This is a genomic window from Rhodococcus sp. HNM0563, assembly GCF_012726195.1.
GTDB lineage: Bacteria > Actinomycetota > Actinomycetes > Mycobacteriales > Mycobacteriaceae > Rhodococcus.
Window position 1 is genome coordinate 1 of sequence record NZ_JAASAF010000018.1, and the last position, 13,964, is coordinate 13,964.

The window sequence follows — 13,964 nt, forward strand, 5'->3', positions numbered from 1 at the left end:
GGTCGGGGGCGAATGCGGGGTACACGGCAACGTTGGAGTTCTCCACCGACCTGTTCGACCGCTCCACAGCCGAGCGCCTCGTGGGTTGGTATGCGCAGGTTCTCCGTGTTGTCGCAGATAACCCACGGACGATCGTTGACGACATCGAGTTGTTATCAGACGCAGAACGCTACAGTATTGACGACCTTAGGATCGGGCCGTCTGCGGGAGATCCGGGACTATGGGTAACGGGCGACGGCTTCGATGCGCTTGCGCGGCGCTACTCCAATCAGATCGCTCTAACGTCCGACGATGGTGATATCACATACGCGGAACTTGGGTTGCGCGCCAACGATCTCGCGCAGGAACTATGCGCGAGGGGAGTGGGGATTGAGTCCGTTGTCGGTCTCGCGCTACCGCGCTCGACTGATTTGGTCGTCGCCCTGCTGGCAGTGCTTAAGGCCGGAGCCGCCTTTATGCCCCTCGACCCAGACATGCCGCCCGCGCGGCTCGAGTACGCCATCCGCGAAGCAGTGCCGAAGCTCATAGTCACGAGTGGAGAACGCCAGGTTTCCTCGGCTGTCGAACAACTTGATATCAACGTCGAGCGCACCGTCCACCGACACGTGGACATAGCAAGGTCTCTCGGACGGAGGACTTGCAGCGACAATCTCGCATACGTGCTTTACACATCTGGATCAACTGGTGTGCCGAAGGCTGTCGCAGGGACGTACGGAGCTCTTGAGAACAGGATCAGCTGGTGCCGCGACTTGCTGGATTCCGGACCGATCGGTGTGACCAACACGGCGCCGGGGTTCATCGACTCTAGTTTCCACATCCTCTCGCTCCTTGCTCGCGGTGGTCGAGTGACAATCGTTACCCAATCCACCGCAAGCGATCCGCGACGAATGGCGGCCGTTCTTCGGCAGTACTCCATCACGGAAATCATGACCGTTCCTTCGTTTGCTGCAGCTCTCGCGGAGCATGCTCCGCATCGCAGCTTGGATCTGAGTACGGTACTGCTGTCTGGTGAGCCACTGCGTCCCGGACTTATCGAGGACCTTCATTTACTCTCATACCAACCGGACGTATGGAACTTTTACGGATCCACCGAAGTCAGCGATGTTGTCTACACGAAGTCGGACTACCAGGCCGGGCTAGGGAAACCGGCGCCGAACTCGGACATCCTGGTTCTTGACCGTCGACTGCATCCTGTGCCAGCTGGAGTCGTGGGCGAATTGTATATCGGCGGTCGTCAATTGGCCCGCGGGTATCTGTCACGCCCTGGATTGACGGCGTCTCGCTTCGTCGCGCACCCTCAAGCAGCCGGCGAGCGGATTTATCGCACGGGCGACTTCGTGAAGTGGGGTACGGGAGGAAGACTGGAACTTGTTGGTAGGGCAGACGACCAGGTTAAACTCCGGGGGCAACGGATTGAGCCAGCTGAAGTGGAGTCCGCTCTTTCTGAGCACCCTGGAATCCATCGAGCGTGTGTTGTTGCCCGTGACTTTGCGAGCGGTAAGCAGCTCGTTGCGTTCGTGGTTCCCGATCGTGGATATCGCGAGGTGGTCGACGAGCTGACAGTAGATGTTCGGGCGTTTGTGGCGTCGCGGCTTCCGGATTACATGGTGCCGGCGGTCGTGTCGGTTGTTGATGCTTTGCCGTTGACGGTCAACGGGAAGGTCGATCGCTCTGCATTGCCCGAGGTGGAGCTGGTGTCCACGGCGAAGTACCGAGCTCCGGAGTCTGAGCATGAATGCCTGTTGGCCGAGATCTTCGGCTCAGTGCTCGGAGTGGACCGTGTCGGTNTGAGACCGTTCAAGTCGTTGCAGAGGATCCATTTGCCCCAGTGCTAACCGTCAAGGCAGACGGTGAAGAGCAGCCACTATGGTGTGTTCACCCGGCCGGCGGGGTCGGCTGGCCCTACTTTGGTCTTGAAAGTCACATTGGTGCTCGTCCGATTTATGCACTGCAATCCGACGGCCTGACAGAGGCGGCCGTAGACAACACGATTGCGGACGTTGTCGCGAGGTACGTCGAGAGAATCCTCGCTGTACAGAACACGGGCCCGTTCAACCTCCTCGGGTGGTCCTATGGTGGAGTTATAGCGCATGCCGTTGCAGTCGAGTTGCAGATGCGCGGGCATGACGTTGAGCTCCTAGCGCTTGTGGACAGCTGGACTGCCGATGAAAGCATGTTGGCCGCCGCTGAGTCGGACGACGTCCAAGATCAGGTGGAAGCGGCAATGTGGTCGCGCTACGAATCATTTCACCTGGCAGATGACCCTAACCAAACGATGGCGAGAATCGCGGAAGTCAGTCGGCACAGCATCCGCCTGCTTGTCGACCATGGGCCGCGGGTCTTCCAAGGCGACGCACTCCTGATCCAAGCTGGGCTCAGCAGAGAGGGGCATCGAGTTCATCCGCGAGCATTGCGACAGCATTGGACGAACTACATCGCGGGAGTAATCACCGACCGGGTAATCCCATGCAGGCATGACGATTTTGATCGCGATCTACCGATGTCCGCAGTAGGTCGGGCGGTCGAGAACTGGTTCTCAACGCGCGTAGCAGTTGATGCGCAAACTATCGATAACGAAGGCAGGTAGTGACACAGTGAACGTCATCGAGCTCGACGGCCAGAGCTTGACTCTCGACCAGGTCATGGCTGTTGCTAAAGGAAAAGACGTACGCGTCGTGATGACCGATGACGCTCGAAAGAGGGTTGTCGGGTCAGATTCGATGAAACGAGAGATGATCGAAGCCGGAGCACCAATCTATGGCGTGACCTCAGGCTTCGGCGACAGTAGTGCTCAGCAGATTCCGATGCGGCACGTCGAGGAGTTACAGAAGAATCTGATCAGCTTCCTCGCAACTGGCACAGGTCCGCTCGCAACAGCTGAGGTAAGTCGTGCGACGCTTATCGTCAGAACTAACTGCCTCGTGCGTGGTTGGTCCGGTGTCCGAGAAGGCCTCATCGACCTACTTCTAGCTTGCATCAACAACGACGTACTTCCCCTGATTCCTGAGCAGGGGTCTGTAGGTGCGAGCGGCGACCTCGTTCCACTGAGCTACGTGGGACGAATGTTGACCGGCCACGGTGACGTGATGTTTCAAGGCAGTCTGACGCCAGCTGGCGAAGCACTGAATCGCATCGGCTGTGAACCCATCGTATTCGATGCGAAAGAGGGGCTCGCCGTTGTAAACGGAACATCGTTCATGGCTGCATACGCAGCAATTGCAATTAGTCAGGCTCGTCAACTGGCTTATGCAGCCACGGTTTGCGGCGCCCTGGCGAGTCAGGTATTACTAGGAAACCCGGACCATTATGGCCAGTTCGTGGTTGAGCAGAAGCCACACCCAGGCTCGGTGCGGAGCGCAGCGTTGATGCGCTCGCTGTTGGGGACCACGAGCGGCGCAATTGGAAAGACCCATGAGCGCGCGAGCATCGAGACCACCCAGACGCTTGATCGACCGCTCCAGGATCGCTATTCGGTGCGGTGTGTGCCTCAGATTATCGGTGTCCTTCTAGACACACTTGACTGGGCTTCTAGCTGGGTCACGACGGAGATCAATTCGTCCAATGACAATCCGCTTTTCGATCCGGAGAACGGGACGGTCTGGAACGGGGGGAACTTCTATGGTGGGCACGTTGGTTTGGCGATGGATGCACTGAAGACTGCTGTTGCGAGCGTCAGTGACATGCTTGATCGCCAGCTCGAGCTCATCGTAGACGAGAAGTTCAACAACGGACTGACGGCGAATTTGGTGCCATGGATGACGGATACGGATGAACGTCGCGGTCTGCTCCATGGGTTCAAAGGTATGCAGATCGCCGCATCGGCGTTGACAGCTGAGGCGCTGAAACTGACCATGCCGGCCACCTCCTTCTCTCGGTCCACGGAAGCGCACAATCAGGACAAGGTCAGTATGGGGACGATTGCAGCACGGGATGCTCGCACAGTCATTGATCTGACAAGGAGGGTGGCCGCGATCCACCTCATTGCATTGAGCCAAGCGGTCGACATCAGAGGGGTTGAGGTACTCAGTCCAGCGACGGAATCGTATTTCCGAAAACTGCGCGAGGTATCGCCGTTCGTCTCCGAAGACCGGGCTCTAGATGGGGACATCACTGCCGTTGCAGCGCTGATCGAAGCAGGTGCATTTGACGAAGGAGCTTGCGGTGCTGAGTGAGCTTCCTGATGTAGATATACCGGATGTACCTCTCCACGATTATGTGTTGGGTACGGCCTCGAGCTTGAGCGACGACCGTCAGATCGCGGTGGTCGATGTTCAGACCGGTCAGGAAATAAGCTATGTCGAGCTAATCCGTGATGCCGAAGAGTTCGGTGCCGGCCTCGCGGAACGCGGAGTCTCGCAGGGCGACGTTGTGGCGATCGTCCTGCCGAACGGCGCGGCGTACCCAACGGTCTTTTACGGTGCACTGATGGCTGGTGCGACAGTGACAACCGTGCATATGACGGCGACGATCGATGAAATGGCGCGCCAGCTCAAGGATTCCAACGCCAAGATCGTGATTGCCGCCGATTCCATACGCCCAGCTGTCGATGACGCCGCATTCGCTGCCGACATCGCCGAAGAGATGATTGTTCCGCCCAGCATCATGAGGTGCCGGATCGCGGACACGTGGAGCATGCCGAGGAGTGCCGGGGAAGACCTCGCCGCCTTGCCGTACTCGTCAGGTACGACCGGTGGGCCGAAGGGGGTGATGCTCACCCACAGGAACATCGTGGCGAACATTGCGCAGACGGAGCATCTTCTCGGCGTCCAATGTGATGACACAGTGCTAGCCGTGGTTCCATTCGCTCATATCTATGGACTCTCACTGATCTTGGGCACAACGCTACGACGGCGTGCCCGACTTGTGCCGCTATCACGTTTCGACCTGCATGAGTATCTGTCCGCTATCGAGGTGTACCAGTGCACGTTCCTGTTCGTTTCGCCCCCGATCGCACTGTTACTGGCTAAGGATCCTGCGGTAGATGCATACAACATGAGTAGCGTCCGCACTGTGTTCTCCGGTGCGGCACCCTTAGACGGTGCGCTGGAACATGCCTTGGCGCGCCGGCTGTCCTGCGAGGTTCGTCAAGGGTACGGGATGACCGAAACCAGCCCCGTCACGCATCTCGTACCACACGATCGAACTGACTTCCCACGTGGCAGTGTCGGTGTATTGGTGCCCAATGCAGAGCAGAAGCTGATTGACCTCACTACGGGGAGTGAGATCGAACAGCCGCCCTCCGGGGTCAGCACGCCTGGCGAGATCCTTTACAGAGGGCCGAACGTAATGACTGGCTATCTCTCGAACCCCGACGCTACTGCGGAAATCATGGACCGTGACGGCTTTCTCCATACTGGAGACATCGCAACGCTCAGTGCAACGGGCGTGGTGACGATTGTTGGCCGCCGTAAGGATCTCATCAAGGTCAAAGGCTTCCAAGTTGCGCCTACAGAACTGGAGAGTCTCTTGCTTCGACACGAATTGATCGACGATGCTGCAGTAACCGCGATGATTGATGAATCAGGCACTGAACGCCCGCGTGCTTGGGTCGTTGTCCGCCGAGGTGCGAGTCTTTCGAGGCACGAGGTCGAGCACTACGTCGCTTCGAATGTATCGGAATACAAGCGACTAGCCGATGTGCAGTTCATCGAGCGCGTTCCGAAGAGCGGGGCAGGCAAGATTCTGCGCAGGAAACTTGAACTGCGCGCGCCCAGCCCTGGTCCGGCATTGACGGAGCGCTCATTAGGATATCTGCTTGGCCAGGCAAACGGGGAGGGCCTAGACCTCAATGCCGGATTGATCGAGAATGGGTTCGATTCCCTCAGTGTGATCAGCCTCAAGAACCGGCTCACCGAACTCGGCGTCGACGGCGTGAGCACGGGAGATCTTCTCGGTGCGACCAGTCTTGTTGATCTGGAAGCGATCGTCACGAAACGGCTTATTGCCGTGTCAGATCCAGCCAACGATCGGGAGGAGGAAGCATAATGGCCGCCGATTCGACGACACTGGTTTGCATTCCGTTCGCAGGAGGTGGGGCGAGCTTCTTCGCTCCTTGGAAGCGCAACGCTCGCGAGGATATCTCCCTCGTCCCGATGCAGCTCCCTGGCCGGGAGAGAAGGTTTGCAGAACCTCCGGTTACTTGCGTGGCGGATGCGGTCGCTGATCTCCTCGACCAGCTACCCAGCGAGACCGCCGAACGCCTGGTGATTTTTGGGCATAGCTTGGGCGCGGTCCTCGCATTTGAACTCACCAGGGCGCTTGAGCGAACTGGCACGGCGGTTGACCTCGTCGTCGTGAGCGGTGCGCCGCCGCCATACGAGCAAAGGTCTGAGACCGCGGCAGGGCTGGAGGACGACGACTTCGTGGATCGTGTTGTCCACCTGGCGGGTTATGAGCATCCAGCGCTGGGAAATCCAGAGTTACGAGATATGATTCTTCCAGCTCTGCGCACGGACGTGTCCATGCATGAGAGCTATTGCGCAGAGCCATCGAGCAAGGTTGCTGCCCCTATCACTGCTGTTAGAGGCCAAGCCGACACCCTCGTATCCGAGGACGAAGTGTGTGGATGGGCGCGTGCAACCAGGTCATCATCGTTCGACGTTGAGACGCTCAGTGGCGGCCACATGTACCTCACTGAGAGGTTCGGTGAGGTCATCGATCTTGTTGCCCGACGTTTCGAGAGGGAATCCGCTCGATGAGTTCGCTGGTTGATCGGACCGTGCTCATTACGGGAGCCGCACGCGGAATCGGTAGAGCGTGCGCGGTTGCGTGCGCCGCGGAAGGCGCGGATGTTGCCCTGATGGACATCGGTGGAGATTGCGAGGCAGTGCCCTACCAGCTTGGTTCGATTAGCCAGCTCCACGCAACCGCCGACCAGTGCAGAAGTTTCGGTGCATCTGCCTTGGTGCTGACTGGGGACGTGCGCTCTTCACGTGACTGTTGTGCCACAGTCCAGCGAACGCTAGAGCGATACGGCAAATGTGACGCGCTAATCAATTCGGCAGGGATAGCAGCTCCATCTGGATCCGCCGTTCACGAAATGACAGAGTCACAATGGTCATTGATGTTAGACGTAAACTTGAGCGGCGCATGGCGTATGATCCACGAGGTAGCGCCAGCTATGATCCACGCACGCCATGGAAGTGTGGTGAACGTCGCCTCGACGGCGGGTCTTGTGGCTTACCGAAACTTTGCGGCGTATGTAGCTGCGAAGCACGGACTAGTAGGTCTCAGCAAAGCTGCAGCGCTCGATCTTGCCCCATTCAGAATCCGCGTCAACGCGTTGTGTCCTGGTTCAGTGAGGGACACGGAGGCAACAGAAGGTCGTATGCTTCGCGAGATTGCGAAGTCGCTGGGCTTGGGCGGGGAAGACCACGAGGCAGCGTTCATTCAATCACAGCCGATGAACAGTCTGATCGAGCCGCAAGACGTAGCAGACGCTGCAGTCTGGCTCGTGTCCGACGGCTCTACGCAGATGACCGGCACGGCGCTGCCAGTCGATGGAGGATTCTCGGCAAAGTGATTGCGAATGAGCTGTATTCCCACGGAGCAGCAACTCTGACATCCAGGACGCCGGATCTCGAGCGGCTTCGCACAGAACTAGGTTCGTTGTGTGAGGCAGCGCACGATGAAGATGGCGGCGGGCGTGAGATCACCATTGTGAGGGAGAAGGTTGCGTGCCGTTGGCGGGACTCCGCCACACTTGAGCTCATGCGTCGTGAGTGTCGACGACCGTTGTCGCAGCGGCATAGTCAACGTGCTCGTGTGACAGTGTTCGAATTTCTCGATGCCTGGGTGACCGCGATAGTTGCTGATCGGCGGGTGGCCGGACGGAACCAACTCAGCGAGGCGCTTTCGATCGCGGTCGGTAGCGGCGCCGAGCTGGTGCTGCTGAGCGCCGTCGGCGACATGACCGATCGTGCAAGGTCTCCTAGAGACGTGCTCGCCGCAGGTACCAGCTGGGCGCCTGACTCGACCCCCGAGGCATGGGTTCGCTCCCGCAGCAGAGCTAGCTGCAAGCTTGAACTAGGTCGTGGGTGCGCCTCGGCTTTGGCTGCAGTGATTGAGACGCTTTCTCTATACCGTTCTAGTCGGGCCGTGAGCTTCGCGCTTCTAGCGGCAGGCAGGAGCCCCCGAGTGCACCTCTATACCGCCGATATCCCTCCATCAGCCAACGCAATTGGAGAGATCGATGACTTCACGGTTGAGTCGATTCTTGGCCGGTCGTATCCCCTCCAGGAAACCCGCAGTGAGACGCTCAAGGATGTCTGTCTCGTGATCGTTGATGAACATGTTCCCGAGAGCGCTGCTGACGAGGTGCACTATGAGGTTGGGGTATTCGACGAGTTTGCTATGGTGCTTCATCTTGAGGCGGACGACTCAGACTCCCCAACGATGCGCGTCCACGCGTCCGCGCCGTCGACTCCACAGGCGCTGCTCGAACAGTTCTTGTCAGAACTCGAGAACATCCACAAAGCAGTTGTTGGCGCCAGCTGCCGTGTAGCGCAACTACCAAGTGAGTGGCGCTCGGGGCTTCGTAGACTTGAGCCGCCCACAACATCCGAGGTGACCGTTGTGGCGGCAATTCTCCAGCGGGCCAACGATGATTCGATAGCTGTCGTTGATGGTGGTCAGCAAACGAGCTATCGCCAGCTGAATACCTGGAGTGCGAGGATCGCTGGGGCTCTCAAGTACCGGGGGGTCGGCCCAGGAAGTCGCGTCGCAGTCAACCTTCCTCGATCTGCTGAACTGATTGCCGTTCTCCTCGGCATCCTGCGATCTGGCGCCTCCTACGTCCCAATTGACCCAGCTTGGCCCGACGAACGGATCTCCTATGTAATCGAGGATTGCAGTCCTGAACTACTGGTGTCAGAGAACGGGTCCAGTCACGGGACTGTCGATACCGCGAGAGCGGCTGACCTTGCTGCATTCGAGAGCGCGGGGGAGCTGCAACCCGCAGATCTGAGTGCGCCACTGGACCCTGCCTATGTGATCTACACTTCGGGGTCAACAGGCCGCCCCAAGGGCGTTGAGATTCCGCACACCAACATCGCAAACCTAGTCACTGCAACTGCCGGCTTGTTCGCACTCGGTCCGGGCGATACCTGGACATTCTTTCATTCGACGGCTTTTGATTACTCAGTTTGGGAAGTTTGGGCTTGCCTCGCCACCGGAGGCCGACTGGTAGTCGTTCCGTACCTCACGGCTCGATCACCGGAGACTTTTCGGGATCTGTTGCGCTCCGAGGCAGTCACAATCGCTAGCCAGACCCCGCCAGCATTCGCGCAGCTCGTCGAAACGGTAACTGTCACTTGCTACCCGTCGGAACTCCGACTTGTCATACTCGGAGGGGCGCCCGTCGAGCCAGCCGCCGTAAGGCGATGGTACGACGTGGTTCCCGAACAAGAATGCCAGGTTGTAAACATGTATGGCATAACGGAGACCACCGTGCATTCGACAGTCAAGACGTTGAGTCGGTACGAACTTGCACGCAGCCCCAGAAGCGTAGGAACGCCGCTTTCGGGGTGGGGGCTCGACGTTCGCGACGCCGAGGGCCGTCCTTTGCCGCCGTTGGTTCGGGGTGAGATTTGTGTGTCCGGAGCGGGCCTCGCGTCCGGCTACGTGAACAACCCTGAGCTAACCCAGGATCGATTCACAACTGATGCGAGGTCGGGAGTTCGATACTACAGAAGTGGCGACCTGGGTCGAATCCTACCCAACGGAGAGTTGGAGCATCTTGGCCGGATTGACCGACAAGTGAAGATCCGCGGGTACAGAATCGAGCTCGACGAGATCCGGGCCTCCCTGATGGAACACCCGGCGGTGCGGGATGCTGAGGTTATTACCCGAGCTGCAACAAGTGGAGATCCGCACGATCTCCGGCTTGAGGCGTTCTGTGCATGCAATCCGCAGGATGTAACACCGCGGGAACTGAGAAGCTATGTCACTCGTCGGCTGCCGACCTACATGGTGCCCGATCGAATAGAGGTCCTTGGGACACTACCGCTAACCGAGAACGGGAAGACAGACAGCAAGGCGTTGCAGCGACTGCTAGAATCCCCGGGCCATGCTGCTCCGCGCCCGCCAGCGGGTATCAAAGGGATGGCAGCTGTGGTCGCCGAAATATGGGGCGAGATGTTCGATTCACCGGTCGCAGAGAACTCTGACTTCTTCGATCTTGGAGGAAACTCTTTGCTTGCGATCGCGACGTCCAAACGGCTGAAGGAGCGCGGCCTTCCAGCGCTTCCTGTCCACGAGTTATACAGCGCTCCTACGGTAAACGGAGTCGCGAGCTATCTTGAAGCGAGACAGGGCTCTAAGGCATGAGTACCGTCGCGGATGATGCCCCCTTGCTGGCAAGTCTGCATTCCGCAGCAAGTCGTCGAGTCTACAATTTTCACGCGCTTCCATGGGGCGGACGGCTTGAAGTACAGGATCCCCGCCTAGCGGCCGCATACGGGGAGCTTACGCAGCGCGATTTGCGCTGCATGGATGTCTCATACGGCCGTGACCTCCTTGACGCCCCATTCGACCCGTCTGGTCCACTCTCAGAGGCACAAGCTCGGGCCGCAGTGGTCTTCGGCTCGGACAGTACGATCTTCGTATCAATGGGCGCAACCTGTGCAAATACGATAGCCGTTGGCGCGGCAGCTGAGTTTGGCCGACGAGTCCTGGTCGATGCGACAGCTCATCAGTCTGTTCACTTTGCGTGCGACTTGTACAGGCTGGAAGTATCCCGGGTGACGTCGCTCTCGCCGAGCAGCGGAGGTGTCGATGTGGAGTGCATACTCGCGCGCCTGCAAGAGGCGGCAGCATTAGGACGACCATTCCACTGTGTGGTTGTGGGGTCCTCCACCTATAGCGGCCTACGGCTGGACGTTTCAGATTTCATGCACTCGATACACCGGATATCACCCGACACGAACCTTGTGCTCGATGACGCGTGGTCCGCCGTGCACTCTTTCGGAGACCAGACTGCCAATTCGTCGCCGACGACGGTAGCGCGCAGGTTGAGAGACCGAGGTGAGTTCGACGCCAACGTCTGGGTTACTCACTCGGCGCACAAGACCATGTACGCAATGCGCCAGGCGGCGTACGTCCATACCTTCGGGCGGTCAGCAGTTGCCGCGACTCAAAGTTCCGCGCACCGGCACCACACTTCATCCCCCTCGTGGCCGATCATGGCGTCGCTGGACCTGGCAAGGGCGCACGCACAGTCCGAAGGTAATGATCGGATCCGTGATGCGATGAATCGGAAGGCGGTGATTGAACGGTGGCTTCATGCCAAAGGCTTCGACGGCGTGGGAGATGCGGCCACATTCTCGCGCTGGTTCCACCAAGACGAGTTGCGGCTGGTGATTCCAATCGAAGAATCGCCGGCGGCGATTCGTGAAGTTTTGCTTGCGCAGGACGGTGTCTACCTACCGCAGCAGTTCGGACCGAATCTAATAGCAAACATCACTATCGGAGTTGACGATGAAGCGGTCGATGCCCTCCTGTCAGGTCTATCAAGAGTCCAGATCACTCCGCGGACTGACGCACAGAGGAAGGCCGAACAGAGGGGGGATGCTCCGTACCCGACAGTTCGGGATAACGAGTACCTGATCGCATATCCGCCTGGGGTACCGCTTGTATTTCCTGAGTCCCGTCTGGAAGGAGGTTCGCGTACCGGTTTTGCGCCCAATTCCGCCGGTCTCGCAACACTTCATCGTGTTAGCACGATTCTACATGAGTAATTTACGCACAGCACACCACTTGTGCACTGAGAAGGTGCGTCCAAGAAGGCATTGCAACCCGGACGCACCGCCCCTGTGAGAAAGCTACTTCTAGGCGCCTGCATTCATTGCCTGGCGCAAGGAGCGCGGCCGCATGTCGGTCCAGTTGCGCTCCACGTAGTCGAGGCAGTCGGCGTGGCTAGCCTCTCCAAAGACCACCTGCCACCCGGAAGGAACTGATGCGAATGTCGGCCAGAGCGAGTGTTGGCCTTCGTCGTTCGCTACGACGAAGAAGCGCCCTGTCGTGTCGTCAAAAGGATTTGTAGTCATTTGTTTCAAACCTCGAACTTCTGCCCGTGTACGAGCGCTGATGGTGGACAAGTCTGGCGATGGAGTTGTTGTCCACGCCAACTGCGCAACGGAACCTGGCGTGTCGCCAAGGGCTGATCGGAATTCTTCGCGGTACCCGATTCTTTCTCAGTTGGGAAATTGTGCACCCGAAGTCTGGACGACGGCACAGCTGAGTTTCTTTGCACAGGTGAGACTCTGCCATATCGTCCAATGTATCGCGACACTGCGATTCACGGCCCGGGTAGAGACCAACGCTTCTGCAGGCAGCTGATATCGCGAATGTATGAGCCATGGCGGATCAGTAATGCGTGCGATCTGTTGTGCCTCTCGGATTGGCGAACCCAGTACGCCTTTTAGGAGAACTGAACGACTTGTATGAGACATCGGGATGGGAGGATGTGGGATGTACGGAAAATATGGACAGGCAGACAAGGTGCGCAGAGTCAAGGAGGAGGGACGAGATTCGGGACATGATATTGACGAGAGCGTCCGACGCCTGGTCGCGGCCTCCGCAACGGGCATCCCATGCAATCCGGTCCGCGAGCATCTCGGAAGCGTGAACCTTGAGGCGGCGTACCTCGTCCAGTGCGAGGTCAACCGGCAAAGGATTCAGCGCGGTGGTCGCACTGTAGGCCGGAAGATCGGTCTTACTTCTGCAAGCGTCCAGCGCCAATTGGGCGTTAGTCAACCGGATTTCGGGACGCTCTTCGCTGACATGTGGTACGACACTGGCGACGCGATCGCCACAGCAAGACTTCTCCAACCACGAGTGGAGGCAGAAGTCGCTTTCGTACTCGGGGCAGACCTCGTCGACGGACCAATGGATCTCGACCAGATCAGGGGATCCATCGAATCCGTGACTGCCGCTTTGGAAGTGTGTGATTGCAGGATCATTGACTGGGATATCAGCTTCAGTGACACGGTCGCGGACAACGCGGCAGCTGGGCTATTTGTTCTTGGACAGACAAGACGAACCTTAAGAGAGGTCGAGCCACGTAGTGTGACGATGTCGATGATGATTGACGGGCAGGAGGTTGCGACCGGGACTGGGCGCGATTGCATGAGAGACCCGTTGAATGCTGTCGTCTGGCTTGCCCGTACTGCGCGCACCCTGGGCGATCCTCTCAGATCCGGCGAGGTAATTCTCTCTGGGGCGCTGGGCCCAATGGCTGACGTTCAGCCGGGGACAAGAGTCACATGTTACGTCTCAGGCCTGGGATCTGTGTCCACTCGCTTCTACTGAGAGTACTTGGAAGAGAATTCTATCCGGATAGGCGCCGCCAGCCGGTTCGTTCCTGTGCTGGCTGTGGAGACATCGGGCACGATCGAACTGGACCGGTCTCCGCGACCCCGTTGTCAAGCCCCGGCACGGTCCTATAGATGTCAAAGGGCGGTGAGGTCAGCTCTGAGTGCGTGAAAGACCTCATGATGAGGCTCATCGAAAGTAGATCTGGCGCACGTTCCGTGAAGCCACTGCTACGCTTCTCTATTCGAGATGGATGACGCGTTTCCGCAGTAGGTCGAGGTTCGTACGCCCATACATCTGCGGCAGCCGGCGCGGACATCGTAGACGACACCCGTACCGTTCTCGTCTGCGTCGAATCCATGGCGACCGCCCAACCGCCGCATCGAGTATGGCGACCGATAGCCCCAACCCTCAGCACCGAGTGGTACATCAACGGACGGGACGACCTAACTACAGATCGGATAATCGAAACGGTCACCACCGAACTCGCCGGACACTGACGGATACCTCGGTGCCGACCGCGACGAGAGGGTTCACGGTGTCCACACGTAGGTGCGCGACGCACGGTCATGCGAGCCCTGCGTGTCAGGCTGAGTTGAGTCCAGCGGTTCACAGCAACCCCGCCTGCAGGGCGAGATACGGATCAACCCCAC

General features: G+C 58.6%; 10 protein-coding genes. 9 read left to right on the plus strand and 1 reads right to left on the minus strand.

All coding sequences use genetic code 11. The annotated features are described in order from the left end of the window. From HCA61_RS25625 to HCA61_RS25660, 8 genes are all read left to right on the plus strand, one after another. Window positions 1–1,835, plus strand: a 1,835-nt coding sequence (locus tag HCA61_RS25625) for an amino acid adenylation domain-containing protein (RefSeq protein WP_206040604.1), incomplete at its 5' end; no start/stop codon positions are given. Continuing rightward, window positions 1,829–2,587 (plus strand): thioesterase domain-containing protein, encoded by a 759-nt coding sequence (locus tag HCA61_RS25630; RefSeq protein ID WP_169691017.1) that lies wholly within the window; start codon window positions 1,829–1,831, stop codon window positions 2,585–2,587. The genes HCA61_RS25625 and HCA61_RS25630, both read left to right, overlap by 7 nt. A 7-nt stretch (window positions 2,588–2,594) precedes the next feature. Beyond that, on the plus strand, window positions 2,595–4,172 hold the full coding sequence (locus tag HCA61_RS25635; protein WP_206040605.1) for an aromatic amino acid ammonia-lyase: 1,578 nt from the start codon (window positions 2,595–2,597) through the stop codon (window positions 4,170–4,172). Next, on the plus strand, window positions 4,162–5,985 hold the full coding sequence (locus tag HCA61_RS25640) for an AMP-binding protein (RefSeq protein ID WP_346777650.1): 1,824 nt from the start codon (window positions 4,162–4,164) through the stop codon (window positions 5,983–5,985). Before HCA61_RS25635 ends, HCA61_RS25640 begins: the two co-directional genes overlap by 11 nt. Then, entirely contained in the window at window positions 5,985–6,698 is a 714-nt protein-coding gene (locus tag HCA61_RS25645; RefSeq protein ID WP_169691020.1) for an alpha/beta fold hydrolase, read from the plus strand. The genes HCA61_RS25640 and HCA61_RS25645 overlap by 1 nt, the downstream gene beginning before the upstream one ends. Then, a complete protein-coding gene (locus HCA61_RS25650) occupies window positions 6,695–7,522 on the plus strand; it encodes an SDR family oxidoreductase (RefSeq protein ID WP_169691021.1) in 828 nt (275 codons plus the stop codon). The genes HCA61_RS25645 and HCA61_RS25650 overlap by 4 nt, the downstream gene beginning before the upstream one ends. Window positions 7,523–7,764: 242 nt before the next feature. Next, window positions 7,765–10,326, plus strand: a complete 2,562-nt coding sequence (locus tag HCA61_RS25655) for a non-ribosomal peptide synthetase (RefSeq protein WP_169691022.1) — start codon at window positions 7,765–7,767, stop codon at window positions 10,324–10,326. Beyond that, complete coding sequence (locus tag HCA61_RS25660) at window positions 10,323–11,735, plus strand: aminotransferase class I/II-fold pyridoxal phosphate-dependent enzyme (RefSeq protein ID WP_240960172.1); 1,413 nt, start codon at window positions 10,323–10,325, stop codon at window positions 11,733–11,735. Before HCA61_RS25655 ends, HCA61_RS25660 begins: the two co-directional genes overlap by 4 nt. A 90-nt stretch (window positions 11,736–11,825) precedes the next feature. Here the strand turns inward: HCA61_RS25660 and HCA61_RS25665 are convergent, their stop codons facing one another. After that, complete coding sequence (locus HCA61_RS25665) at window positions 11,826–12,044, minus strand: MbtH family protein (RefSeq protein WP_169691024.1); 219 nt, start codon at window positions 12,042–12,044, stop codon at window positions 11,826–11,828. Window positions 12,045–12,468: 424 nt separating this feature from the next. Here HCA61_RS25665 and HCA61_RS25670 point away from each other — a divergent pair, with 424 nt between their 5' ends. Further along, window positions 12,469–13,308 (plus strand): fumarylacetoacetate hydrolase family protein, encoded by an 840-nt coding sequence (locus HCA61_RS25670; RefSeq protein WP_169691025.1) that lies wholly within the window; start codon window positions 12,469–12,471, stop codon window positions 13,306–13,308. Window positions 13,309–13,964 lie beyond the last annotated feature (656 nt).

Coding starts and splice junctions, on each gene's coding strand:
- HCA61_RS25670 (WP_169691025.1), top strand. CDS start 12,469: ATGTACGGAAAATATGGACAGGCAGACAAGGTGCGCAGAGTCAAGGAG.
- HCA61_RS25665 (WP_169691024.1), bottom strand. CDS start 12,044: ATGACTACAAATCCTTTTGACGACACGACAGGGCGCTTCTTCGTCGTA.
- HCA61_RS25650 (WP_169691021.1), top strand. CDS start 6,695: ATGAGTTCGCTGGTTGATCGGACCGTGCTCATTACGGGAGCCGCACGC.
- HCA61_RS25660 (WP_240960172.1), top strand. CDS start 10,323: ATGAGTACCGTCGCGGATGATGCCCCCTTGCTGGCAAGTCTGCATTCC.
- HCA61_RS25645 (WP_169691020.1), top strand. CDS start 5,985: ATGGCCGCCGATTCGACGACACTGGTTTGCATTCCGTTCGCAGGAGGT.